The organism is Picosynechococcus sp. PCC 73109 (assembly GCF_001521855.1).
In the GTDB taxonomy this organism is placed as follows: domain Bacteria; phylum Cyanobacteriota; class Cyanobacteriia; order Cyanobacteriales; family MRBY01; genus MRBY01.
Genome location: NZ_CP014001.1, coordinates 13,620 through 38,214 on the forward strand (window position 1 = coordinate 13,620; position 24,595 = coordinate 38,214).

Annotated in this window: 26 protein-coding genes; 8 read left to right on the forward strand and 18 right to left on the reverse strand. The window is 46.4% G+C overall.

Features of this window, described 5'->3' with window-relative positions:
- Window positions 1-23: 23 nt before the first annotated feature.
- A complete protein-coding gene (locus tag AWQ23_RS14535; protein ID WP_062436804.1) occupies window positions 24-2,321 on the reverse strand; it encodes a UvrD-helicase domain-containing protein in 2,298 nt (765 codons plus the stop codon).
- A 190-nt stretch (window positions 2,322-2,511) separates the two neighbouring features.
- Here AWQ23_RS14535 and AWQ23_RS14540 point away from each other — a divergent pair, with 190 nt between their 5' ends.
- Together AWQ23_RS14540 and AWQ23_RS14545 are read left to right on the forward strand one after the other, a co-directional pair.
- On the forward strand, window positions 2,512-2,922 hold the full coding sequence (locus AWQ23_RS14540; protein ID WP_062436806.1) for a DUF6088 family protein: 411 nt from the start codon (window positions 2,512-2,514) through the stop codon (window positions 2,920-2,922).
- Window positions 2,915-3,850, forward strand: a complete 936-nt coding sequence (locus AWQ23_RS14545; RefSeq protein WP_062436808.1) for a nucleotidyl transferase AbiEii/AbiGii toxin family protein — start codon at window positions 2,915-2,917, stop codon at window positions 3,848-3,850. The genes AWQ23_RS14540 and AWQ23_RS14545 overlap by 8 nt, the downstream gene beginning before the upstream one ends.
- A gap of 15 nt (window positions 3,851-3,865) precedes the next feature.
- On the opposite strand, the gene AWQ23_RS14550 is transcribed toward AWQ23_RS14545, so the two are convergent.
- From AWQ23_RS14550 to AWQ23_RS14580, 7 genes are all read right to left on the reverse strand, one after another.
- Complete coding sequence (locus AWQ23_RS14550) at window positions 3,866-4,279, reverse strand: type II toxin-antitoxin system VapC family toxin (RefSeq protein ID WP_062436810.1); 414 nt, start codon at window positions 4,277-4,279, stop codon at window positions 3,866-3,868.
- Complete coding sequence (locus AWQ23_RS14555; protein ID WP_062436812.1) at window positions 4,264-4,482, reverse strand: ribbon-helix-helix domain-containing protein; 219 nt, start codon at window positions 4,480-4,482, stop codon at window positions 4,264-4,266. Before AWQ23_RS14555 ends, AWQ23_RS14550 begins: the two co-directional genes overlap by 16 nt.
- 203 nt (window positions 4,483-4,685) lie before the next feature.
- Window positions 4,686-6,674 carry a hypothetical protein gene (locus AWQ23_RS14560; RefSeq protein WP_062436814.1) on the reverse strand — a complete coding sequence of 663 codons (1,989 nt, stop codon included), beginning with the start codon at window positions 6,672-6,674 and terminating at the stop codon, window positions 4,686-4,688.
- A 126-nt stretch (window positions 6,675-6,800) separates the two neighbouring features.
- Window positions 6,801-7,028: a hypothetical protein gene (locus AWQ23_RS14565; protein ID WP_062436816.1), complete on the reverse strand. Its 228-nt coding sequence runs from the start codon at window positions 7,026-7,028 to the stop codon at window positions 6,801-6,803.
- A complete protein-coding gene (locus AWQ23_RS14570) occupies window positions 7,028-7,462 on the reverse strand; it encodes a PIN domain-containing protein (RefSeq protein ID WP_062436854.1) in 435 nt (144 codons plus the stop codon). The genes AWQ23_RS14565 and AWQ23_RS14570 overlap by 1 nt, the downstream gene beginning before the upstream one ends.
- 13 nt (window positions 7,463-7,475) lie before the next feature.
- Window positions 7,476-9,275 carry an ATP-binding protein gene (locus AWQ23_RS14575; RefSeq protein WP_232309012.1) on the reverse strand — a complete coding sequence of 600 codons (1,800 nt, stop codon included), beginning with the start codon at window positions 9,273-9,275 and terminating at the stop codon, window positions 7,476-7,478.
- Window positions 9,276-9,281: 6 nt separating this feature from the next.
- Entirely contained in the window at window positions 9,282-10,496 is a 1,215-nt protein-coding gene (locus AWQ23_RS14580; protein WP_062436818.1) for a DNA double-strand break repair nuclease NurA, read from the reverse strand.
- 161 nt (window positions 10,497-10,657) lie between these two features.
- On the opposite strand from AWQ23_RS14580, the gene AWQ23_RS14585 reads away from it, so the two are divergent.
- Entirely contained in the window at window positions 10,658-10,882 is a 225-nt protein-coding gene (locus tag AWQ23_RS14585; protein ID WP_315862688.1) for a MazG nucleotide pyrophosphohydrolase domain-containing protein, read from the forward strand.
- Between the two features lie 321 nt (window positions 10,883-11,203).
- On the opposite strand, the gene AWQ23_RS14590 is transcribed toward AWQ23_RS14585, so the two are convergent.
- The 7 genes from AWQ23_RS14590 to AWQ23_RS14625 all read right to left on the reverse strand — a co-directional run bounded on the left by AWQ23_RS14590 (window position 11,204) and on the right by AWQ23_RS14625 (window position 19,912).
- Window positions 11,204-11,518 carry a HigA family addiction module antitoxin gene (locus AWQ23_RS14590; RefSeq protein WP_062436820.1) on the reverse strand — a complete coding sequence of 105 codons (315 nt, stop codon included), beginning with the start codon at window positions 11,516-11,518 and terminating at the stop codon, window positions 11,204-11,206.
- 12 nt (window positions 11,519-11,530) lie between these two features.
- On the reverse strand, window positions 11,531-11,812 hold the full coding sequence (locus AWQ23_RS14595) for a type II toxin-antitoxin system RelE/ParE family toxin (RefSeq protein ID WP_062436823.1): 282 nt from the start codon (window positions 11,810-11,812) through the stop codon (window positions 11,531-11,533).
- 142 nt (window positions 11,813-11,954) lie between these two features.
- Window positions 11,955-12,176, reverse strand: coding sequence for a hypothetical protein (locus AWQ23_RS16245; RefSeq protein WP_062436825.1), 222 nt, complete (start codon window positions 12,174-12,176; stop codon window positions 11,955-11,957).
- Between the two features lie 22 nt (window positions 12,177-12,198).
- A complete protein-coding gene (locus AWQ23_RS14605; RefSeq protein ID WP_232309013.1) occupies window positions 12,199-13,878 on the reverse strand; it encodes an ATP-binding protein in 1,680 nt (559 codons plus the stop codon).
- A gap of 113 nt (window positions 13,879-13,991) precedes the next feature.
- Window positions 13,992-14,785 (reverse strand): IS5 family transposase gene (locus AWQ23_RS15885; RefSeq protein ID WP_157072193.1). Its coding sequence is split into 2 segments (ribosomal slippage): window positions 13,992-14,449 and window positions 14,449-14,785, totalling 795 coding nucleotides; the frame shifts between segments, so codons are not numbered across the junction.
- Window positions 14,760-16,586 (reverse strand): TM0106 family RecB-like putative nuclease, encoded by a 1,827-nt coding sequence (locus tag AWQ23_RS14620; RefSeq protein WP_062436829.1) that lies wholly within the window; start codon window positions 16,584-16,586, stop codon window positions 14,760-14,762. Before AWQ23_RS14620 ends, AWQ23_RS15885 begins: the two co-directional genes overlap by 26 nt.
- Window positions 16,586-19,912, reverse strand: a complete 3,327-nt coding sequence (locus AWQ23_RS14625) for a hypothetical protein (protein WP_062436832.1) — start codon at window positions 19,910-19,912, stop codon at window positions 16,586-16,588. The genes AWQ23_RS14620 and AWQ23_RS14625 overlap by 1 nt, the downstream gene beginning before the upstream one ends.
- A gap of 399 nt (window positions 19,913-20,311) precedes the next feature.
- On the opposite strand from AWQ23_RS14625, the gene AWQ23_RS14630 reads away from it, so the two are divergent.
- On the forward strand, window positions 20,312-20,512 hold the full coding sequence (locus tag AWQ23_RS14630; protein WP_062436838.1) for a type II toxin-antitoxin system HicB family antitoxin: 201 nt from the start codon (window positions 20,312-20,314) through the stop codon (window positions 20,510-20,512).
- Entirely contained in the window at window positions 20,509-20,718 is a 210-nt protein-coding gene (locus AWQ23_RS14635; protein ID WP_062436840.1) for a type II toxin-antitoxin system HicA family toxin, read from the forward strand. Before AWQ23_RS14630 ends, AWQ23_RS14635 begins: the two co-directional genes overlap by 4 nt.
- Window positions 20,719-20,764: 46 nt before the next feature.
- Here the strand turns inward: AWQ23_RS14635 and AWQ23_RS14640 are convergent, their stop codons facing one another.
- Together AWQ23_RS14640 and AWQ23_RS14645 are read right to left on the reverse strand one after the other, a co-directional pair.
- A complete protein-coding gene (locus AWQ23_RS14640; RefSeq protein ID WP_083500756.1) occupies window positions 20,765-21,589 on the reverse strand; it encodes a DNA/RNA non-specific endonuclease in 825 nt (274 codons plus the stop codon).
- A 236-nt stretch (window positions 21,590-21,825) separates the two neighbouring features.
- Window positions 21,826-22,284 carry a hypothetical protein gene (locus tag AWQ23_RS14645; protein ID WP_157072253.1) on the reverse strand — a complete coding sequence of 153 codons (459 nt, stop codon included), beginning with the start codon at window positions 22,282-22,284 and terminating at the stop codon, window positions 21,826-21,828.
- 391 nt (window positions 22,285-22,675) lie between these two features.
- Here AWQ23_RS14645 and AWQ23_RS14650 point away from each other — a divergent pair, with 391 nt between their 5' ends.
- The gene (locus tag AWQ23_RS14650) at window positions 22,676-22,882 is read left to right on the forward strand and encodes a hypothetical protein (RefSeq protein WP_030008262.1); all 207 of its coding nucleotides are present in this window, start codon (window positions 22,676-22,678) and stop codon (window positions 22,880-22,882) included.
- Window positions 22,872-23,279 (forward strand): PIN domain-containing protein, encoded by a 408-nt coding sequence (locus AWQ23_RS14655; protein WP_062436844.1) that lies wholly within the window; start codon window positions 22,872-22,874, stop codon window positions 23,277-23,279. Before AWQ23_RS14650 ends, AWQ23_RS14655 begins: the two co-directional genes overlap by 11 nt.
- Before the next feature lie 24 nt (window positions 23,280-23,303).
- On the opposite strand, the gene AWQ23_RS14660 is transcribed toward AWQ23_RS14655, so the two are convergent.
- Window positions 23,304-23,561: a hypothetical protein gene (locus AWQ23_RS14660; RefSeq protein ID WP_062436846.1), complete on the reverse strand. Its 258-nt coding sequence runs from the start codon at window positions 23,559-23,561 to the stop codon at window positions 23,304-23,306.
- 140 nt (window positions 23,562-23,701) lie between these two features.
- Here AWQ23_RS14660 and AWQ23_RS14665 point away from each other — a divergent pair, with 140 nt between their 5' ends.
- Window positions 23,702-24,361: a Tn3 family transposase gene (locus AWQ23_RS14665; protein ID WP_062436852.1), complete on the forward strand. Its 660-nt coding sequence runs from the start codon at window positions 23,702-23,704 to the stop codon at window positions 24,359-24,361.
- The last annotated feature ends 234 nt before the right edge of the window (window positions 24,362-24,595 follow it).

A 24,595-nucleotide genomic window follows, 5' to 3' on the forward strand; every position in this document is an offset into this window, starting at 1 on the left:
CAAAATTTCTAGGTCATCAACCCCTAGATGGAGTAGAACGGAAACGCATCAAGCCATTCCGACTGACCCGTTCTCTGCCACCCCAAAGCCACATTGGGAATGGGTCTATTACTACGAGGCAATGCAGAGTCTAAACCCACCAAGAGCAAAATTTCTTGGGGACGACTATACGCCACAAAATACTGTCGATAGAGGTCATCAAAACAGCGATCGCCCCCTGAGCGAGTATCGGTATCAAGGTTCGTATGGGTACGAACCATATTCTCGATAATCTGGGGTGTCCCTTCCTGTCGAGGGAAACGCTTAAAGGCTTGGGTATGGTGATTGCTTTTGAACTCCGACCCCACATCGACAATCACAAGGGGAAACTCTAACCCTTTGGCTTGGTGAATCGAGATAATACTCAGGCGATCGCGCGGAAAAGTGTCCATCAGTTCTTCGTTGACCCCCACCGAACCAGAAGCGATGGGAGAAAGGAAATTACGTAACAATGCCCGTACTGACGCATTGGATAGATCAGGATTCTCTGGTTCCCAAAGGACTCGCCCCTTAAATTTACTGACCTGCTCCGACGCAGAAAGCTGACGAGTAAAGACCTCTAGGAAAACTTGACCCTCCGGATCATCATAGAACTCCGGAAAGAAGTGGGTGATGGCATAGATTAAGTCCAACACCGGGACAGACCGTTTCCAAGCCGGATTAGTCTGGCGATTTGCCCAACCGTCGATAAAGTCCTTAAGGGATTGGGAAGCATTCGGCGATCGCAGGTAATCTATTGCCTCATCTCGCCAATTTCCAAAAGTCGTGAGGGAATCATTATCTAGACCCCTCGTGTTTTCTGTGATTAACCCATCCCCATCAAGGGCTTCCAGCAATAGTCCGCCCAACAATGCCACCCTCGGCTCTTCCGTCAGGGTCTGACCACGGGGGTTAAATACTGACAGGCGATCGCCGAATTTTTCCCTTAATAGACCAGGTAAACGTAAATCGCCATTATATTTTTGTTCTTTGGGGCTACTACAAAGCAGGGCACAATCGCCGACATCTCCGCCATCCTCAGCACATTGGATCAGTTCACCATTGGGCAAACGGTAGCCATTGCCCCGAAAGACTTTTTCAATAAAATCCGCTAGATCCGTCGCCAACTCATCAAGGTTTTCGCGGAACATCCCCAAAATGGGCAGACCTTGCTCGGCATTCCCTCCAGCAATCAGGGGAGGCTTAGACTGCACCCGCACTTCCTGATACTGGCGATCGAGGGTCACATAGTCATTTACAAATTCGATGATGTTTTCGGTAGAGCGATAGTTTGTCCGGAGGAAGACGGTTTTAGGCATTTCCTCAAAAAACTCGTGATGCCGTTCATCAAATCGACTAAATAGTTCAACTGTTGCCCCCCGGAAGCGATAGAGGCTTTGGTCATCGTCTCCCACCACCGTCAAAGCAGCTTGGCTAACCTGACTCAGCTCGAAGTAGATCCTTTCCTGAAGGAGGTTACTGTCTTGGTATTCGTCCACCAACACAGCCTGAATTTTGTCAGTAAACTCAGGAATTTTATTCTCCCGCAAACGTTCCAAGAGGGTTTGCTCAAGGATGGCAAAGTCCACCATCAACTCCTCATCGAGAGCCGCACGATAGTCCTGCATAATTTCCCGTAAGGTATCGGCAACCTCTGGCTTCTCTAAGCTACCGAGAAAACTTTCCCAATCGACCTGATCTTGAAACTGGCGATCCCAAAGCTGAAGTAGGTAATCGTTCTTTTTCCCAGTGTTAAACCCAAAGCGATTATTGTTCTGGAATGCCAACAAAAACTGCTCTAATTCGCCATTGCGGTAACGCTGATCTTTGAAGAGTCCTTCCCGCAACATGAGCGTTTTACTCACGAACTCATCGATAAGGATTGGGGGTTGGGTTCCCGGTTCGCGATAATCCCGCAAAATTTGCTCACAGAGACTATCCAGAGTCCCGGTCAGAATCTGATTGATGTCTAGTTTGCGGAGTTGGGCTTTGGTGGTATCAGGCAGATCAGGATCTCGGTCTAGTTCCTCCAGTAGTAGAAATCCCCATCCTAAGATGCGCGATCGCAGTTCTTCTGCTGCCTTTTTGGTGAAGGTGGTAGCAAGGATACTTTCGGGGGCTAAGCCATCCACCAGAATAAGTTTGAGAATGCGGAGGGTGAGACAGGTGGTTTTTCCTGTGCCGGGACCTGCAACGACAAAGAGGGGCTGATCGGGTGGGGCTTCTAGGGCTTGTTTTTGTTCTTCGTTGGGCAGATAACGGAATTTTTCGTAGTTGCGGTAAAAGTCTTGGAGGGTAATCATGCAGGCGATCGCCACTGTGGAGTTATGACATTCTCTCCATCATAGATAAATTTCTAGGTTGAGGGCAAAACCACAGCAAGCTATGAATAATATGAAAAATAAACCAGTACAATGTGTGAAAGCATTATTTCATAGACTTTTCAGGCTGATAAGCTAAGATAAAAGTGTCGTATTCTTGCAACTCTTTGTAATGAATCAGCGCAAACCCCTAGGCAAAAGAATCACCACTCGCATTCGACGCAGCAAGAAGGAAGTTTTTCTGAGGAAGGACTTCTCGGATCTGGGTGGTTATGACCAAGTGGGTCGCACTCTGAAGCGACTAACGGAAGAAAAGCAGTTGATCCGTATTGGTCAAGGACTATACGCCAAGGCACGAGTTTCTCCGCTGAGTGGTAAGGCAATTCCTCGGATTGGCATTAAAGAGCTGACGACGGAAGCACTTCAGCGTCTCAATGTTGAAACGGTTCCTTCTAGTTATGAAAGAGCATATAACGAAGGGGAAACAACTCAAGTCCCGACTGGGCGAGTAATTGGGGTTAAGTGTCGAATCTCCCGCAAGATCGGTTATAACGGCAAGTTCGTGAAGTTCGAGCATGTCTAACAAAGCTGAAATCATCGACATAATTCAGGCGATCGCCGCTGAGCTGGTTGTTGATGAATGCTTTATCGAGAAAGACTGGTATGCGATGCGCATCATAGGGATATTGAGCGAAATTCAAGATCCCATTTTTCAATTGGTCTTTTCTGGGGGAACGAGTCTCTCTAAAGGGTTTGGCTTGATTCAGCGTTTTTCTGAGGATCTGGATTTTAAGGTTCAGATTATCGGCGATCGCCCTTCTTCTAAAAATCAAGAACAAAAACGACGTAAGGCTTTTCGAGAAACGGTTCTAGATGTCTTAGACAAAGACCAAACGGACTGGCAGGTAGATCGAGATGCGCTCTTAAAGGGTAATGGGTCAAGTTTTTTCAAAGTGCCGATTCGCTATCAGCCACAATTCGAGGTATCCCAAGCTTTACGTCCCTATGTGCAGCTAGAGGTTACGTTTGAGTCTCCTTGCTTAGATCCCTTGAGCAAGCCCCTTCAATCTTTTGTTGGTCAGGCTCTTCAGCAAGAACCAGAGGCGATCGCCTTCCCTTGTGTTGATCCGGTGGAAACGGCAGCAGATAAGTTGAGTGCTCTGGTATGGCGGATCCGGACTCGTGATCGTAGTAGTGACAATGACGATCCGACTCTAGTACGTCACTTGCATGATCTAGGGGCTTTAATGCCTGTGGTAAAAGATTCGGGTGATTTTCCTCGACTTGTTCGGGATTGTTTGGTTAAGGATCAAAATCGTGGTCATCAGGAAAATGCCATCACAGACCCCAAATCGGCGATCACCTTCCTCGTGGGAACTTTTGAGAAAGATAGTCTGTACCAACAGGAATATGAACGGTTTGTCGAGGGGATGTCCTACGCTGAAGACGCAGAACGCTTAAACTTTGCTGAGGCGATCGCCCATCTCAGGGGTTTGCAATCTTTGTTTTGATCACCTTACTGAAGTTTAAGGAAGAAGCTCAATGTAAGGGATGGTCTCTGTTTTGATGGTGTTGAAATGTCGGCGATCTAGGGTCAAAATTCTGGTGATTTGATAACGCTCAGCTAAAACAACTAGACTCGCATCCACTAAACCCAAGGGGAAATCTTTGTACTGGGTCATTATTTTTGTGGCATTGGTGATGTCATCAAGGGTCGCAGGGAGATAGGTAAAATAGCCATCCTGCAAATCTTCCAGAAAAACCCTCGATACTTTTTCACCAAGATATTTCGTCGCCAGATAATCAACTTCCGGCAGGATAGTGGCAGGAATAAAAACTTGATGGTTTTGGATAATCTCTACAACAGCTAAATGAGAATCATCATCTCTATCGAGAAAGGCAATGATTCCGCTGGTATCAGCAATTAGTCTTCTGTCCATAGAAGCTCTTCTGTTCTTCTGGCAAGGTTTTTCATACCGCTTGCACCTATTCCCATTGAACGGGGCATTGGCTTGGCTTGCTGAGCGAGGTATAGTTCAAGGGCTTCTTGGATGAGTTCGTCGATGCTTCGTCCTGTCTGCTGGGCAAGCTGTTCAAGGTTTTGGTTAAGGGTGTCCTGAAGAGAAACTGTTTTTGTTTGCATGGGGTTTGGTCACCTGTTCGGACTCATGGATTTATCATAGCCTGATCGCCCTTCTCAAGGGTTTGCAATCTTTATTTTGATCGCCTTCCTCGTTTCAGGTGGGGACAAATATCTACAAAATGGGATCATCAGCTCAGATAAGTTACCACAATTTTCTAAAATAGAAAATATTATTTAATATTGTCATAAAAATTATGAGTAATCTAATTATTAAAATCTTTCTCTAGAAAGTCTCGGCTATAGATCACTTCATCCCAACCAGCAATTTTCAAATCATTTAAATGTTTTTTCTTCCAATCACCATCGACAACTAAATAAAATTTAGAATTACAGTATCCAAATAATAAGCTTCTCACAATTCTAATTCTTGCACAAAGCTCTTTACATTTATCAGAGGAATGCTTAAAGTTAATTACTGAACTCGACTCATAAATAAATAGATCTCGATTTTTTAAGTTCCAGCATACTAGAGAAAATTTATATTCAGCTCCATCGTAGTCATCTCCAAAAACAATTTTCAATGGATTAGCATTACTCTCATATGGAAATCCATAATAGTCCACTGAATCACCCAAAATTCTAGTCACCGAACGATAAATCAATGCAAATAAAGGATTAAAAATATGATGACTATTTAATTGATTATGCCTATTCCAAACAAGACTCATTGATACTTCCGGATTAAACATATTAGGCAATACAGGAATTTCCCCTCCTCTCTTTAGAACATAAAATTTTTTATATTCTTCTAATTTCTTTATTTCTTCTTGTAAATGTTCTACTGCATTATGCAAAATACCATTGTCTTTCCCAAGCTCTTCAAAATAAAATCGTTTAACTCCATTAGCAATTGATTCTGCCGTATCCAAATTATCAATTACTTTATGCCTAGATTGATTAAGTTTAAAACGAGAAATTCCGGATAATTCTGCTAATCTAGGGGAACTTAAATCTTTTTTCTTTATTTTTAAAACCTCTCTAACTAACCAAGAAGTTAGAGACATTATGAATTCCAAATAAATGTTTTGAAAAACATCATCTTCAGTACCAGACTTTAAGATTGCAAGAGAGGTATTCTCTCCCATTAAAAATTTAGACAAAGGAACAACATCATCTTGCAATAGCAAACGAATAACATTACACGCATTCAAATTGATATCAATCAGTTCTAAATTTAGAATATCAAAATATCCAAAATAGGATAATATTCTTATCTTATAAAAATCATAATTTTCAAAAAAGAATTTTTCCAAAAATTCGACAATTCCAATCAAATCAATATCTCTTGGTAAAGCAGACATGATAGTTGAAATATCCAACCTATAACCTTTCAAATCTTTTACTAAAGTACTTCCAACAAAGCATAATTCAACAACACGCAACTCTTCGTATGTTAAATCTTTTTCAAGATAAAAACTTTTTTTTCCGGAAATCAAAAGATTTATTACCTTTCGCCTAACTTGAGCTGGCAATACTAAAATTTCAGTCAAATTTCTTCTAATATAATTTAGGCGTTTTAGTTCAATAGAATCAACTTGAAGATATTTGCTTCTATTAATCTCATTAATAATAAATTTTTTGTTTGTGTTTTGTGCCTGATTATTTACTGCTAAATTTATGTAATCATATATTATTTTTTTGAAATATTTAAAAGCTTTGTTTTTTCCTGTCTTATATTTAATGATTTCTCTGATTTTATGTCGTTCATATTTGGGGTGAGTTTCCATTACAGAATCATGCACTAACGATTCTATCGATTCATACCAATCAAACTCAACAAGAAATAAAGTTGGCTCCATAAGTCTCTTGCTTTCTTTGAGAATTATTTTTCGCCATCCTGTCGAAGTTCCATATAGTAAATTAATTATTAGCATAGGTTCTTCAAGGCTATATCCAAAATTAATGACTGAGGAAACTTTTGCCTGAATATATTCTTCTAAATGTCGCCGAAAAGCAGGTCTTGAGTGAGCTTCTGAGTCAGAATACTTTTCTAGAAAAAGCAAATAAGGTTCCCATTCTAAGCTATTTTCATTCCAGAATTCAATGAGGTGATCAATATTACCAGAGACTCCTTTAATCTGTTTTAAGGGACTAATCCTAAGCTCTAACTTATCTCTCGATAAATCTGGGAGTATCTCTAATAATGCTAAATCTAATAGATCTTCATAAGCATGACCATACTCTTGTCCCATATCTCACCTCCAAGACTTAAAGTCCATCAAATTCCAGTACTTTTACAGGCAAAGGAATGTCCTTATAGGAAGCCGAGACAATCACCTGCCCCTTCCCCATCACCTGAAGCTCCCGCTCAAAACCCATTACGCAGACATCCCTCGCGAACGTTCCGCCTCAAACCCCAAGATCTGTTCCCCTAGAGACTCCACCGTTTCCCCAGCAAACAACTGATCTCGCAATAACAAATAATCCCCCTGATCTGCCTGCCACCGAGACAACAACAACGCCATCTTCGACAACGGCAAATTTTGCTCCAAAATCAAAAACGCTTCCTGAAACACATCCTGCTCCCTTGGCACACGAAGACCCATTACCCTTCCCCCGTAAACAACAAAATAAAACTAGCCGGATTCAAACCCTTCACCTTTCCATCATAACGACGCAACAACCGATCATCACAAGCCAAAAAATAATCGCAACCAACCGCTTCCGCACTCGCCACATGAAGCGCATCCACAGCCTTAACCCCAACTTCTTCCAATGCCTTCCCCCGTGCAATAATCTCCCGACTCATTGGCACATAGACCTTTGCCAAAGCCAAACAAGACCTCACCCATCGTTGCCTTGCTGGATAAGGATTTTTCTGCGCCTCAAATTCCAACACCGACGAATTCACCAATTCAACATCCCCCATTTCCACCACCTGTAAAATCATCCGTAATGCCTGAGTTTCCAACGCAATCCTTGCCTGCGCCTGATCATCAAACACCCGATTCAACACACTCGTATCCAAATAGACTCTCACTACAACCCCACCATCACTCCAAATCATCAAATTCCGGTACTTTTACAGGCAAAGGAATGTCCTTATAGGAAGCCGAGACAATCACCTGTCCTTTCCCCATCACCTGAAGCTCCCGCTCAAACCCCATCATATCCACAGAAGCATTCCGGATCGCATCCTTCCGTTCCATCTCGTTGCCAAGAGGCATCACCAGTTCCGTATTGAGCTGAGTCAAAACCCCACTATCAATCTCACTCACCTGCTGCGACACCACCGTTAAACCAATCCCAAACTTCCGACCCTGACGAGAAATATCCCGAAACACCGACCCAAAGCGCATCCGTTGCGGATTCAGTACCGACGGAGCCTCCTCTACCACCACATTCACAAACGGCAACCGATCCAACCCTTGCAGCAGACTATCCACCACATAGGGCAAACGACCATCCCCCAAACGGTCGATCAACTCCTGCGCCAACCGACGAGACCCAACCCGTTGCCCATCATCCCCTAGAGCTAACCGAATCGCATCCGGCAGATCATCAGGATCATCCACAGACTTCAACGCCCGCCGCAACACAAACAACGTTCGCGCCACCACCGTCGTCACCAAAAACTGCTCCAACTCACTCATCAAGGTCGTATCCACCACCAACACCCGACCCTGCTCCAACGCACAGAGAATATCCGGCAACAACGACTCATACTCCCGCCCCATCTCCGGATCATAGGCAGTCACCATCCCTGTTTGTCCCTGCCGCAAAAAGTCCAGCCGACGTTGCACCGCAGAGACAGTCCCCGGCAGAAAATCCGCTCCACCCTCAAAACCAGAATCAGGCGCATCCAAATCCCCCAACAGTACCCGCATCACCCACAGCTCACCCCACTGCGCAAACTGCTGATTCACAAACGCGATCTGCTGCTCACTAAACTCCGTAATCGAGATCAAATCACTCGGAGTCAGATCCGCCCGAGACAAAACCATCCGTTTCTCCAGCGCACCCTCCAAACTATGACGAGCCGTTAGATAGTAAAACGGTTCCACCAGATCAGCCCGTTCCCGTGCCGAATAACCCGACACAATCCCCCGAATACCATCCTTACCCCCTGTCTGAGAATGCCAAGCCCGAAACTCATCATGGGGGTCGATCGCCAAAATACTGCCCCGTTGCCCCTCCTCGACTTCTCCCGCCGCAACCCGATAATTATGATCCAGCACCGACTTGAGCAACACCATCATCAAATTACTCTTACCCGCACCAGTACGCCCAAACACCCCAATATGGTGCGACAACGCCAACATCGGCAAAAAGACCCGCACCGACTCCAAAGCCTCCTCCCCTGCCAACAAATTCCCCACAAACAAACCGCGATCACCCAACTGACTCCCCAGCAAAGCCCCCATGACTTCCCCAATCAAAGGATTGTCAACACTGACCCGATACACATCACACAAATGCTCCGGTAACCGACGGGGACGATAAAAACTCCAGCGATCGCCTTCCGCTTGCCCATAGCCCAAGACCATCCCCTTCAGCTCAATTAACTGCTCATCTGCTAGGTTCTCACTAAAGTAAGAGTCCGGCATCGTCAGCTTATTCCGCGCAATATCATTCATCTCCAGCGAACGATTGAGAATATTCGCATACTGCGTCGTCCGAAACACATAGATCCGTTCCTGACCACCCCGACGGGACGGCAACAAAAACAAATCCCCCACAGCCACATCCCCATTCGCCGCAACCACCGTCAACTGGTACGTATTACTCTCCGCCAAGACCCCAAAGCGATCGCCTAATTTCCCTAACAAATCCCGCATCGTTACCATCACCATTACCTCCTAAGCATGACCCGTCGCCCTAGACACATCCCGAAAAACCTTCGGACTCATCCCACAGGCGATCGCCTCCGCAATAAGCTGTTTTCGTAAAGCTACCCGTTCCGCCTCCATCAGAGAAGCCCGATCATGAGCTGCCTTAATCGGATAAGGATAACCATAAACCCTCTGATCGTGGCAAGTGTAGTCTAAATCTTCAAAAATCTTGCATTCTCGCCTTCTAGTCTCTTCTGCCGTCTCCCCACGCACAAACTCATCCCAATAAAAACGATCCATATCCAACCGCAACACCGGAGCCGGCCGATGGAACCGCACCAAATAAGTCACAGCCCCCGGAGGAGGTAAACGCCTTTCTGCCGCCAAAGATAAAGCCCAGCCATCCTGATCCGGCTCAGGAATCCGCAAAAACCAATGTTCTGCTGTTGCATTTTGCCCCTGCACTTCTGCAACCAACTGCTCTAACCGCTCAATGGATGGCAAACCATGGGATTTTGAGAGCGTAAAAAAGCCGATGCCCTTCTGCCTCGCCAACACACAACACAGCCGTTTCGCATGTTCATAAGCGAGGGAACTCTCACCAGAAGCCAACAAAGGTAAAGAAAACGTCGTATCCATCAAGACATAATCAGGCTTAACTTCCCCCTCCATTAACCGAAGTGCAGCACCCATCTCTGCCGTCGTCCGCAACTGAATCGCCAAATTACTCGTATCGCTTCCATGGGGACGAATAAGCTTATCCAAAAGCACCTCAATCCGAAAATTGTTTCCCGTCTCCTGCGCCTTCAAAGTCCGATAATCAGAAGCTTCCATCAACTCAGATAGCGATCGCCCCAATAACCGTTCCATTGCCCCATCCAAAGCCCCTGCCCCATCCGTCCGACTCTCCGGAATAAATGCCACATCAAAAACTGTCGGTGTAAGCGGCGCAACTTCCCGCAATCCACAACTCACATCCGCTTGATAGACAGTCCCTTGGGCAATAGAAAGATAAACAAACGAATCCTCATAGCTCAACATCGGAAAATCACCACTACCATCAACCCCAGCAACCCTCAGTTCTGGACGATCTGTCGTGTGTTCAAAACTGACAATCGATTCCCTAATTTGAGCGATTTCTTTTTCCCCAATGTCCGCCTGACCCTGCCATTCCTGCATTTCCTGAGCCACATCCTGCAACCGACTCCGAAATTCCGCTCGCAAATTTAGATCAAAACGCATCTAGATCTCCCTAAAACCAGACCTATGATTAAAATCAACACTCAGCAAATCATAGCAATATGGCAGACTACACCCTCCGCGAAACGCAACAAATCGTTGACGACTGGATCCAAACCGTTGGCAATGGCTACTGGAGTCCCCATGAAATGCTTGCCTGACTTATCGAAGAAGTAGGAGAAACAGCCCGCCTCATCAATTACCTGCATGAAACCAAGAAGAAAAAGCCCATCGAAGCTGAACAAAATCTCCCTACCGAACTGACCGATATGATGTTTGCCATTATTTGTTTAGCCAATGTTCACAATATTGATCTGCAAACTACTTTTGAGGACATGATGGCGAAATATAACCAAAGAGATGGCGATCGTTTTTTTCCTAACTCATAACAGGTAAACTACAAAGCATATTTCTCGGCGATCATTTGTCTTCAAACCTTTACAGAGCAATGATCCCCGGCAATAGAATTAATTTAAGAGTAGACAAAAAATAGCCTAAGCTTACGATAATTTGCAGCTATTTTTCCTAAAAGCCATGTATAGCAGTAGTTTCAGCGATTTCAGTAAGCTTACGATAATTCGGGTTAAAGCACTCTTCAGCGCCCAATATTCTATATTCGATTATTCACTTCATCAATGTTTTTTTAGCATCGAGGGTAACAAATTAGGCGCACCGCAAAGCGGATCTCTTCGAGATCGTCACGTTATTGATTAGGCAGTAGTAGAGATGAGCTCTGCAGGGATCACCTCCCGTTGCAGTTTTTCACCAAACTCATCTTCTGCAATATCTAGGTCATAGTCCATCTGTAAACCAAGCCAAAATTGAGGAGACATATTGAAATAAAGGCCTAGGCGCAAAGCTGTATCAGCAGTTATACGACGTTTGCCCTGAACAATTTCGTTAATCCGACGGGCGGGTACACGAATCGCTAGGGCAAGCTTGTTCTGACTGAGGTTCATTGGTTTGAGAAATTCTTCGAGCAGAACTTCGCCGGGATGGATGGGTAATAGCTTCTCTTGTGTCATTTTGCTTACTGGTTAGTGATAGTCAACAATTTCTACATTAAGGGCTTCGCCATTCTCCCACTGGAAACAAATACGCCATTGGTTATTGATGCGAATACTGTATTGGCCCTGGCGGGAGCCCCTCAGGGCTTCTAAGCGGTTTGCTGGCGGTACTCTCAGATCTTGGAGAGTTTCTGCCCGATTAAGCATTCGTAATTTCCTCAGGACAACCTGTTGAATTTCGCTAGGAAGTTTACGGGAATGCTGTCGTTCAAAAATTTTTTGGGTTTCTTTATCTTTGAAACTGCGAATCACATGGATATATCTAAAAAGTTAAGTCTATTTTATAACGAAAGACGTTAAACGTCTTAAAGTATATATCTGCAATAAGCCTAAACTCGATGGCGATCGCTTTGGGGATGACTCAACTGCGTGCTTTTTTGAGGTGATCTATACTCTACTCTCGATGTTCTTGAAGTAAGCCCAGGAAATAAATCAGCAGGATTAAGGGTGTAGCCCAAGGTGAGACGAAATAGGCCAGATTCGCGCAGATGAACCCCGCAAGAAAAATAACAAACGGAGCTGAAAAACGACGCACTCCTTCTAACCCACTAAAGGCCAGGAACATGACCAGTGACCCAATAGTACCGAACAGGAAATGGACTAGGACTGCAACCATAATTGTTGGGTAAGCAGACGATTCATTTCTCCAGTCTATGTATATTGACTGAGGTTAGAGCATTGAAAAAGTTCACCAGCTTGAGCTGTTCTACGCGGGAAACAGAGGTTTGACGGAGGGCTGGCTGACCAACGATGATTGCGAGAGTCTGGGCTCGCGAAATTGCCACATTTAAGCGATTGCGGTCAAATAGAAAGTCAATCCCCCGGGGTGATTCATTGGCATCACTGGAACACATACTGAGGAAAACAATTGGTGCTTCTTGGCCCTGGAATTTATCGACGCTACCGATCTTCGCCTGATCGCCGAGAGCCTGACGTAATTTCTGCACCTGATGATTATAAGGGGCGACAAACAGCATGTCATCCCAGTCGATGGGACGGGTCAATTGTTCTGGGTTACCGGTATGGTAAGTGCGCCCTAGTAATTGATTAACCAGCTTTTGGATGGTTCTCACTTCCTCGGGGGAAGCCTGACTATTTCCCTGATGTTCTACGGGGACAAATATGACGCCTGCTTCTTTTTGGAACACTGGGTCAGCGGAGGAAATGGCAAGACGACGTTGGTCATTGGCGTCATAGGCATCTAACTCCCCGTCATAGATATGCTCACTGATCAACTGATTAATTTGGGAATGCAGGCGATAGGTTGTTCCTAAAAAGACCCCCTGCTCCCTAGGGATGGTTGCTTGATCCCGCAACAGATAATCCAAACAGGAAAGACCGCTATCTGCGGGGTGGGCAGCTTGGGAGGGTTGCCCCAGTTGCATTTGATCGCCCATCAAAACGAGATTCTTCGCACTGCGGGCCATGGCAACCAGATTGGCAACGGCGACTTGACCGGCTTCATCAATGAACAGGTAATCCAGTTGCTCGGCCATATCCTCCCGGCTAAAGCCCCAAGCCGTCGTACCCAGAACACAGCTAGGTTGCACATGGCTGGCTAACTCGGAATTTTTTACCTGAAAAATACCATAGTCAGCAAACGAGGCAGCTTCTTGTTCTGAGATTTTGGCACAGGTAAAAGTTGCCTGAATCCGCTGTTCTCGGCAATATTGGGCGGTACTGAAGAGGAGATTATTAATTGCTTTATGACTGTTACTGGCGATGCCTACTCGGACACCAGTGCGGACAAGATCGGCAATGATATGTTTGCCTGTATAGGATTTACCGGCTCCCGGTGGCCCTTGGATCGTGAGATAGCTGCGATCTAGGTGACGTACGGCATTGATGACCTGCTGCAGTCGTTCCTGGGGATCCCGACTGGGGGCGATCGCCTCACTATTATCTGGGAAGCAGTAATGGTCTTGAAAACGGGGTTTGCTGCGGGTCAGGAAATCAACAATCGCCGGAGATTTTTCAGCCAGTTGGCCTTGGTCATAGTCTGTAGCCACGGTGGCGATCGCCTCGGAAATGGGCTTAGGGTCCACATATTCATTGGGAATCAGAGAAATCACAGCGGGAGGTTCTTCCTTGGCCTGAACCACAATTAAACCTTGCTCCAAGTGGCTATGATCCTTGAGAAATGTGACTGAGATTGGTTTGCCCTCTGCTGTTTCTAAGCCTAAAACATAAAAACTTGAGCTTGCCCCTTTAAATTCTTGGCTGGGATCAAATTGGTACTCATAGGCCAGGTTTCTTGCCCTGAGGGTAGGTTTAAACGCCGGTTTAGCCGTGCGCTTGCACCAAGCTAAACAGTCCAAATCATCCAGAAGTTCCTCCTCGCTCAGCCCCAACCGTTCAAATAAGCGCCAAAAAACCGGTTTACTTTCGCGCCGGTGAAATTCCAGTAAGAGGCCATTTATAAAGTAAATCTTTAGGATGTTAGCCGACGTAACATCAGACGACTCATGGAAGCATAAATCCCTGCCTCCGACACTTCTGATAATTGCTCATAGTCTTTACTAAGGCGACGATAATAATTCAACCAACCAAATGTACGTTCAACAATCCAACGCTTCGGGAGTACCATGAATTCTTTACTGTTTCTGCTAATCACTTCCACCTTTGCTTGCACCATTAACCAAAGACTTAAGGCAAAGCGTCCTCCTCGATATCCAGCATCTACCCACATCAACCGCAATCGCTTCAACATCTGCTGTTGCTGCTCCCTTAGCTCCATCACTGCAGCAAGGGCAAAGGTTCGTTCTGAGCTATTTCCCTCGGAGACCATCACTTTGTAAAGTAACCCTAAACTATCGACTAGCAAGTTTCTCCGTCTTCCTTTGACCTGTTTCCCGCCATCGAAGCCATAGACATCGCCCTTTTTTCTGTTGTCTTGACCGATTGGCTATCGGCAATCAGGACGCTAGGTTCTGGGGTTTTCCCCACTGCTTGACGGCAGCGAGTCCGCAAAGCATGGTTGATGTTTTCCCAAACTCCCTGCCTCTGCCATTTGCGATAGTAGTAGTACACCGTGGAGGAGGGAGGAAAGTCCTTGGGCAGATAGGCCCATTGACAACCGGTTTTGAGGAGATAGAAAATCCCATTGCAGACCTGTCGCATATCAGTAGTACGTGGATGACCGCCGGACTTTGGAGCAGGAATCAAGGGTTCTAGTAAAGCCCATTCTGCATCGGTCAGGTCACTGGGGTAAGAAGCTTGAGACATTGGTGCTATTCTCCTGTGTCGTTACGCTTATGCTTGACCTTAACGACTTCACGGGCAACAATCCTGTTCTCTTTATCTTTACTTTATAAACACCCTCTAACCAAGCTAGATTTTCCGTTAAAGTATTTTGCTTCGGATCTTGTATGGCACAGGCCAGGAGGCGATCGCGCAGTTGAATTCTTGCGTTAATCCCTTCTTTTACCTCTGGCTCTACCATCTCCGTTTTCCCAAGATAGGCAATCTCATGTTGCCGCTGCTGTTGTCGGAGCCAGCCCACCAGTTCCTGGGTCGAATCACAATCATCCTGATTATAGTCCCGGATATCCTTGAGAATACTTGAGGTTTCCCAGGTTTCGCCTTCCTGGACGAGGTCCCGGAGGATGCGCCACTGCTCATAGACCACCACGGAGTCATTCCCACTCCCCACATTCGTCTCCCGTTTACCTCTGTAGAGATGCTCCACATTCTTAATGGAATAGCGAGGTTCCCCTAGTAACAGACTGCCTTTCACGATTTTGTACAAATCAACGAATACTTCGTTACGCAGCAGCTGATCCACTTCAAACTCGCAAACACCATAACGGCCCATTAACTTCCGGCAGGCGGTAATTTCATAGCTCGCATAGTGGTAAATATGCATGCTCGGATCCTGCTGCCAACGACCATAGACCCATTGGATAAATTCCACAAAGGCGATTTTTTCCTCGGCTTGGTTATGGGCCCAGAAGTCCCGAAAGCAGCGTTGCCCTTGATCATCAAAGTAAGTACAGCCCCAGAGATATTCCAAGCCGCCTTCCTCAAGAGGATAGCCTTCAATATCGAAGAAAAGGTCGCTGGGAGATGAGGGCGGTAAGAGAGCTAAACCTGACTTTTCTCCAGGAGCAGGCTTGATAATCTCAAAGATAGGGGGATGGGCTGGGTTCTCCTGCTGCTTCTGTTGCGTTTGACGCTGTAATTTTGCTTGGGCTTGGAGACGCGCGAAAACACTCGATTGTATCCCTTTCACCATGGGGAGGTTTGTCTCAGTCAAAGCTGCCATGGTCATAATGCCGGCTTGGTTGAGCTTTTTGATTTGCCCCTTCGTAATGTTCGCCACTTGAAATAGATGATCCCGTTCCAGGAGGAGCTGTTCTGCGTAGTGACTCCAGTCACCCCAATGGCGAGAGTCGGCCGGATCTGGAGGGGATTCAGGGGAAAATTGGCCCTGAAACTCAAGGAACGAAGCTTTTAAGGCTTGGTAGTAATAGTCATAATCTTTCGTTAGGAACTGTTCTTTTTTCCCATTTCCCAGGGCCACCGTCAGCTGTCTAGGTTTCAAGCCCTGAATCGCCGCTAACATCTCGCCATAGCAACAGAGTTGCATCAGGAACGTTGGTTTAACGCTACTCGCCAGTTTCGTATCCCAAACTGCGTAGTGATAATCACCCAGCAGACTTTCTCCAGGTACCTTCACGAGAAAATCACTAAATCCTAGAAATGGTGCAGACTCTAGGGCAGCTTGGATAATTACATCTACACTAGCGGCGATCGCCTGTCGGGTATGAACTTGTTTCTCTGCTATGGACTTGCCTTCGATCTTGACAATGGTGAGACCCTGCTGCCGAAATTTTTTTTCCAGGGCTGCCTCCACGACATAGCCTTTTTCCCGCAGAATACTCATGAGCGGATCCTCAGGATCTTTGGCTGATGAACGCTCAGGATATTCCAAACTAAAGCGATCTAACCACGCGGCAAAGGGACTCTCCATAAAGCGGGTTAAATCAGACGGCGAGTAGAAAAGCTCATCGTTTAATTTCTGCATTACCCCATACCTCCTAGGGGATCAATCCAGGTTTCTAAGACATCAAATCCCCAGCCCTTCTCATCAAGGACATGATATTCGGGTATTTTTTCGGCCATGACTTGTTTGATGGTGCCCATGAGCCATTGGATCCCATCCCAGAAGCTCACTTTTTGGCCAATTTGGTAAGCCGGTTGTGGTGCTGGCTCTGGGGAAATGGTTTCCTCAGGTTCTGATGGTGGATCAGGCTCCGATGATAATGCTTCAAGACCAAGCTGCATGACTGTTTTAGGATCTGTCCACACCCCTTGAATATTATTAGTTTCAGAGGGTATGGACAATTCATATAGTTCTCTTACCCACTGGTTTTCAGTTGTTGGAGCCAGCGGCCCAAGCTTCTCAATATTCAAGGGTAGCCGAGCAGCGAGGTCAGCTTTGGAGATAGATAAATCCTCGGCATCAAGACGATAGACCCAAACTCTGACTCCATTCATCGTCACCCGTCGAGAAACACTCTTGAGGCCAAAGAAGCGGAGTAGTGCTCCAACGATTGCTGCCGGAGAAGCATTCTTGCCGCAGGATAACTTCACGCTATATTTGGCTAGCTCATCGCGGAATACCGTCCAGCTCTCTGCCAGTTTGAGAACGATAGGATGTTCCCCGTGCCATTCCTGACCCGAAAGGGCATGGTCAAGGAATTCACCAATGCCCCAATCATCCAGAGCTTGCACCCGCAAATGGTGGTGGGTAATGTCCTGCTGACAGACGGCCCCATGCTTGACTTGTTTTTCTAGGGAGTGCTTGTCGAGGGCGATCGCCAAATCAGGGATCGCCTGCATCTCCAGTTTTTCTAGGGCGCGTCGCTTGTTCCCTTTTTGATCCCGGCGGATGTATTCGAGGTCAAGTTGTTCAGGGGTTTTACCTGCCCAGGCGGCAATTTCATATTTTTCGATGGCCCAGCGTTGGACTTCGCTGAGGTTCTTTTCATCTTCCTTAAACAATTGATATTCAGTCGCTGTGAGATTTTCCGCCCCGTGACGGCGCTGATACCAGACATCGGCAAAGTCTTTTCTCAGTTCACTAATTTCCTGTTCGATGGCTTTCATGTCCTCTTCTGGAAGTTGACAGAGTTTATAAAGGACAGTTGTAACATCCTGTTCTAATCGGGCCAATAGATCTGCCCTGAGGTGAGCCAGTGACCAATTGACCTGGGCCTTGTAATGGAAGTAGGGGTCATCGGGGTCAAGGTAGTTGGCCTCATAGGTGATCGCCTGGTTAGCTTTGGCCCGTGCCAGACGACGTTGATACAGAGTTTCTGAGTTGATCAGATCGTATTGATGATTGGTTTCCGCACACCAGATCAAGCGAGGGACATTAGGCCGATAGCGGGCGAGGAACTGCATCAAACCCTTCGCTGGGATGTTATCGGCATGGGCCATTAACATCACTGCATCGAAGTGATCTCCTTCGATGTTAAAACCTGTGCCAAGGATGGGCGTGACAGCTAGAATTTGTGGTCTATGCTGGGCTAACCAAGGGTCAGGGGCATTGAGGAAAGCTTCATACTCTTTGGCATTGTCTGCACTAATGACAGTAGCCCCAAAACTGTGCGCTAAAAATTGAGCATCACTTTTGCGGGTGCATAAAACTAGCACTCGTTTTCTCTGTTCATTGAGTTCATTGAACTGCTTCCAGAATTGGGTCTGGTTTTCATAGACCGTGGCTGTCTGGGGTTTTTTCTCCGTGACCACCTTTAGAACGAAGGGCTTGCGGCCTGTGGTGCGGTGGTAGAGATTGACCTCATAATCTGTTAAATCCGCTGAGACACAGAGGGCTTTCTGGGACTCCCGGAAGACTTTCCAGAAGGTATCGGTATGGAGTCGCCGCTGTCCTGCCTTGCCATGGGTAGAGCTGAGGGTGAGATTTTCAAGTTGCTGATCAAACTCATCGCCAAAGGCAAAGGCTCCTTCCTTAAGCAGGGCATTGATAGGACGAATTAGACTTATGACCCCTTCATTACAGTAGGCAATTTTGGAAACCACTGAATAGTTATCAGCTCCAAAACTGACCAGCTCTCCATGGAGGCGATCGCAGTCGGTGCGGTACTGGAGGTGCAAACGATTTGCCGCATTTCTCGCCAGGGAGATTCGAGGAAAGGGGGCAATCACCCGCTGCCAGAGCCGCGTTACTTTCTCCGCCAGCTTCGTTTTCCCAGCAGCGGTGGGCGCAGCAATAAAGATATCCTGGGTGCCGTTGGTTAAAACATTCAAACTCTCAGCATCAAGGGCTTGAAATTCAGCCAGGGAAATCGTTTTATCCGCGGTGAGCTGGTCACTGGTTGCTAGTCTTTCTTTAGCTTTGCGGCGCGTGTCCTCAAAGGCAAAGAGTTTAAGCCAATCCCAGGGCGATCGCCTTCTGTAGCGGCCAAAGTATTCATCACAGTCACCTCTAGATTTGTCGCGCCACTGACCCCAATCTGCAAATTTAAGCGCCGGGATGGCCTTGGCTAATTTGCCATAGCCAGCGTAAAGATTTTTCTTCTTCAGGTTTTGGCTATCTGCATCAGGGAGGTGGGTGAATCGTTCTGCGCCACCATAAACTCCTAACAAACGCTGGACAGACTGCTCCCCGAAGTGACCTCCCGCAGCACCGACAAGAATGACTTGGGGGTTTTTTCGCCATTCTAGGAATGCTCGGATTAGGGATTTAAGGGCTCCCTCACAGAATTTGATTTCGTAGGGTTTTTTTGGGTTGAACTGGGGCGATCGCCAAACGAATAAGGGATTTTCGACTGTTTCCTTGAGGGGGTTACGTCCAGCAAAGATCGCCCAGTCATATTTACGCTGGGAACGGTCATCTAAGGCCCGCTGGGCACCGCAAAACATCCCGGTAGCAGAATCTAATGCTGTGACGCCATAGCCGCTCTGACAGGCAAAGAGCCAATGCTGAGATAGGGCAAAATCAATTTCCCGCTGGGTTAGTCCTCGTCGCAGGAGATCAGCGTTCTGGGCTTCAGTGAGTTTTGTATCAAAGCCCAAAATTTCCTGATGTCGTTCCCGGATGGTGGGAAGCTGGGCTTGTCGAGCCGCTTCCTGGGCCTGGTGTTCCGCCCGTAGTTTTGCCAGTTCTGCTCGATGTTGTGCTGGATCTAGCCCTTTTTCCCGTTCCGGGGCGTATAGGGACTGACCAATTGCTGATTGGCCAACGAAGCGAAGTCCGTGGGGTGGATCGTTGTGACTGAAGCAGTGGATTAGCTCTCCAGATTGCTTACAATCGGCTTTCCGCTTGCCGTTGCGGATACCGCCACAGACGGGGCAATCGCCCTTGAGGAGGGTGAAGTTAGCCATGGCTCACCCCCATCCCAAGAAAATTTATCTTGATTTTTTGGCCAAAAGGATCGCCAAATAGCAGCTTAGGGGTTACCATACAGATACCCCCCGCTTATCGAGTATTCGAGCGGAAGACCCCAGAGATGGGGCAAATGAATAACAGTCAAAAAAGCATCCTGTATCCGCGGTGGCCAAACTTTGGAGGGGGTGCTTTTTTGCTGCTGGTGCAGCTTTAGCATGGTCGTTTTATCTCATCGAAAATTAATAATTGTGAGTCTCAAAGGACTTGGGGTTAATAGCAACCATACTATAAATTTTTCGGGTTGGCACATTAGTTTTCTGGCATACCGAGAGGAAATTGTTTATCCAGTTGCACTAGAGTTGAAGATATACCTAGTTAAGCTCATCCCAAAAGCTATGAAACTCAAAGTTCTTGTTTGGCAGGAAGAAGACCAGTGGTGCGCCTCCGTTCCTGCTTTGCCGGGTTGTCACACCTGGGGGGATAGTTATGACCATCTCATGGAAATGGTTAAAGAAGCGATTGAAGGTTGGCTAGAGGTGGCCAATGAACAGGAAGAAACCACCGAATCGCAGCAGCTGGTGGAAATTAATCTATGAAATCCATCTCCGGTAAAAAGCTGTGTAAGGTTCTTAATAACCTTGGCTGGCAATTAAAGCGGATTAAAGGCAGCCACCACATCTACAGCAATTCTGAAACCCATAAAATCCTCGTGATTCCGGTGCATGGCAATAAAGACTTACCGGCTGGAACCCTAAAGAACATACTCAGAGATGCCAACCTTACAGAAGCTGATTTGCCCTAGGGGATGTCTATCAACTTTAAGGCTGAGGCTCAAAAGACGCCTGTTATCAGTCACTTTGGTGTAAGACAAAAATTAAGCCACTTTGTTGCTCTACTTCATGGACAGTGGTTTTACCCAGGCGAAAGTCAGTGCCGGATGGAGTGTCCTGGGGAAAGAGATAGGCTTCGAGTTTCCCGTCATATTGAATAATCCGCCAAAAATAATCAGGAATATCGTTCGGTTCGTCGGCATTGATCAGGCTGAGGGGCTGGTCATCATAGGCAGTGCCGACAATTACATAGACTTCGCTGTGCTGTCTAACAAGATCCCGCTCATATTCTTCGAGTTCTTTCCAGGCATCCCGGTTGAGAGGGGCTTTCTGGGGGACGATATTGCTGAGATAGTTCACTTGCTGCCAGTTCTTCCCTCGGAATGAGGCGAGGGGAGCTAGATGGCCCCGGTCATAGTTTCCCCACTTGTAGGCTCCGCGAAAGTCTTCGGGTTCGAGGGTTTCATCACGGTGAATTTTGGGATCAGCTTCCCACTCCCGGTCTTGGTCAGAGCTACCAGTGATGGTTTCCTGATCTAGGCGGAAAGCAACCCAATCGGCAAACTTAGTATCGTCATTGGAACTGAGACAGTAGATATCCCGCACGATTAAATCATTGGTAGTTGGCGTTCCGGTAGGTAAGCCATTAGGGAGATGGACAGGACAAGGATTTGTGGTGGCCTCTGTAGAAGCAGTAGGGTCGATTGCTACAGGGTCAGCGGCGGGCTGATAATTCTGCGCCCCAAAAACCACTAGGCTAAGGCCAATTAAAATTGGAATGGCTCGGATGGGATGTTTAATGATTGATGTGGTGAGGGCAAGTAACCGCTGAACTTCCTTCATAGCATACAAGTGAACTAGGGCTGTCTGATTAGACTATCACCCCACAAAAAAGTAGAAAATCCCCCATAAAAAACGAATAAGGCACAGGCGCAATTTTCTTCCTGACGGGGTGTGGGGTATCTATTTTCACTGTGTATCTAATGCCACCTATGAACTAGGGTGCTCTTTTGTGTAAAGATTCTGCCATCTTCAAATAGGCATGGCATCGTCTTTTCAACACTGCATTTTGAATTTTGTTATGGGCAATTGTGACCAATGATGCCGCAGGGTTCGCTTCCCCCAAAGCCTTCGGATTCTGAGATAGGCAGGGTATGGCTCCCAGACTCTTCCAAACTCCAGTCTCGATCTAGGCCACCGGGATTTGGTTCAGCCCATTCGAGGTCATCGGGTGATGGTTTAATTTTAGGTGGCTTTTCCTTCGGTGGATATGCTGGCCCACCACGCCGTGGTGTCTCCCACTGTCCGTTGCCCATGCATTCCAGTGTTTCTTCGGTATTGGCCGCAACTTGTCTGATTGTTCCCTCTGGGGCAAAACTAAGCCGTCCAGAGTTGGACGAAGTATTCGTTACTGGGAAGCCTTCTCTGTCAACAAGGCAACCTGTTAACTTTTCGCGTGACTGTGCGTTGACGCTCAAAATATTGCCCATAGCAAGGGCGATCGCCGTGAGAGCAGCTGTTTGTTTCCAAGAAACCACACTATACCTCCATTTATATTGTTAGGAAGAGTAAAACTTTCATAGTAGGAATAAAATTTATATTTTTCCTACTCTAGAGGTATTCTAACACCAACACCTAGAGAATAAGAGTTTATAGCTTAGAGCCGGAGGCCTGGGTAAGAGGCTATTCATAAAGTAAATGAATTCCTTGATCTGCTCCGTTCGACTGAGGTCACGCCGAAGTCTCACGTTGAAGCCTAAATTCCTTATTTTGGAAGACTTTGATTCCATTGATCGCTTAAAATCCCTCCCAGATTGGGGGCAGGGGAGCTGTATAAATAAGCTCTCAAAAATAAGGTAAAAATCATCGAGGTTTTCTGGGCTGTGATACAGGCTAAACTGGATAGCATCCTCCCATTACTTTCGTATCATGCAAGCTATTGAGTTCAAAACGACTATCCACAATGGGATTGTGAATCTTCCTGCTGAATACACGCCACAACTTGAAGGAAAAACAATTCGGATTATTGTGCTGGAGGATTCTGAGGAGCCAACACCCCCCCAGCGTCAATTTCAGGCGATCGCCCTCAATACTCAAGGTTTTAAGTTTGATCGGTTAGAGGCGAATGAGCGATAGGGTTTTTCTGGATACAAATATCCTGATTTATATCTACTCGCAGGATGAACCCCAAAAACAACAACGGGCGATCGCCCGTACCCAAGCGCCACTCATTTGGATTAGTACCCAAGTTTTAAATGAAACGATTAACGTGCTGCGCCGTAAATTTAAGCTGGACTATAACCAAATTATTGATGTAGTCACTGAACTGACTCAGCAATTTCAAGTGGCGACAGTTTCGACTGAAACGATTAACCAAGCTTTGGGGATTGCCCAACGGTATCAATTTAGTTATTGCGATAGTCTGATTGTTGCGAGTGCCCTAGAATCTCGGTGTAGTCAGTTATTTAGTGAAGACTTACACAATAATCAGCGGATTTATGATCAGCTCACCATTGTTAATCCTTTTGTCTAACCCGGAGAATTTAGCATCATTGTCTTAAATCTGTGTTGTTGCAGATGTCGTTATCGTCGCGGTTAATTTCTCTTTTTCTGCGGTTAGCTGGGCCAAACGATTCTGGAAATTGAGGTATTCGGCAGGGCTGCCCTGACCCCGTTGGAAGTAGATTTCAAAGAGTTGAAGGCGTTTTTGCTCGGCGGTGAGTTCGGTTTCAAGTTGGGCCAATTGATCAAGGTCGGCTTGGATTTGGTCGGCGCTCCCTTCGGGGACAGCGAAGCTGCGCGCCTGTCTTCTCATTTCAGTTCTGATATCAGCTTCTACTAAAGATTGGGGCTATTGTCAAATCTGGTGAGCTTAACCTCGCTAGCTTTTATAAATATTGCCCAATAGATAGCTATCTGATTAGCCCTAAGCGCTGGCACCAGGAGAAGGAGGCGTTGCTACAACGTGCTGGATTAACGGCATTTGCTGACCCGGAACCTGTACTAGAGGGCTTTAATGAGGCATTACTACAACAGTATAAATGCACTAATCAAAATGCGGCTGCTAATCATCACTTAAAATTTAGGGCTGATGGGAAATCTCATGTTTCTGTTCCAGCGCTTGAAAATAATGAGGCTGAGCCATTTGAGGAATGGTTTCCCCAGCGGCAGGATGTTCCCTTAGCTCAAGTGTTGGGGACAATTAACAATCACTGTGGCATGCTCAAGGCTTTTATTCTGCGCTATATCGATGAGCTTGAACTCCGGCAGGCTATCGAGCAGCAACTCAACAAGGTCGAACTGGCTAACAAATTTACCCGTGCTGTCGCGGTTGGTAGTCCCAGAGAATTTGCTCAGGTTGAGAAGGAGGAACAGGCCATCGCTGAAGCTTGTAACCGGCTTATCAAAAACAGCATTATTTGCTGGAACTACCTTTATCTTTCCCGTCGCCTTGAGGAAAGCGCTAACGCCGAAACCAAAGACAAGCTACGTCGCGCCATTGCTACTCACTCTCCGATCTCTTGGGCTCATATCAATATGCTTGGTGAGTATGATTTCTCTGCTGAAAAGCTCAAGGATTCTCTCGGCATTCTTCCCCTGAAATCTGCGGCTTAAAATACCCTCAAATCCGGGAGGTGCCCAAAACGCCCAAACTAAGGCTCTTTCTGGGCTATACCCAAAATCCCTATGTCGCATTATGTACCTTTGTTGGGCTGAACCCTACATATAGTAGATACTCTCCTATGATTTGCGGCTTGTAATTTTCTGTATTTACGCTTTTCTGTACTTAAAGAAAATTGTGGCTTATAATAATCAGCAAAATCGTATCCCTGTATTTCTGTAAATACG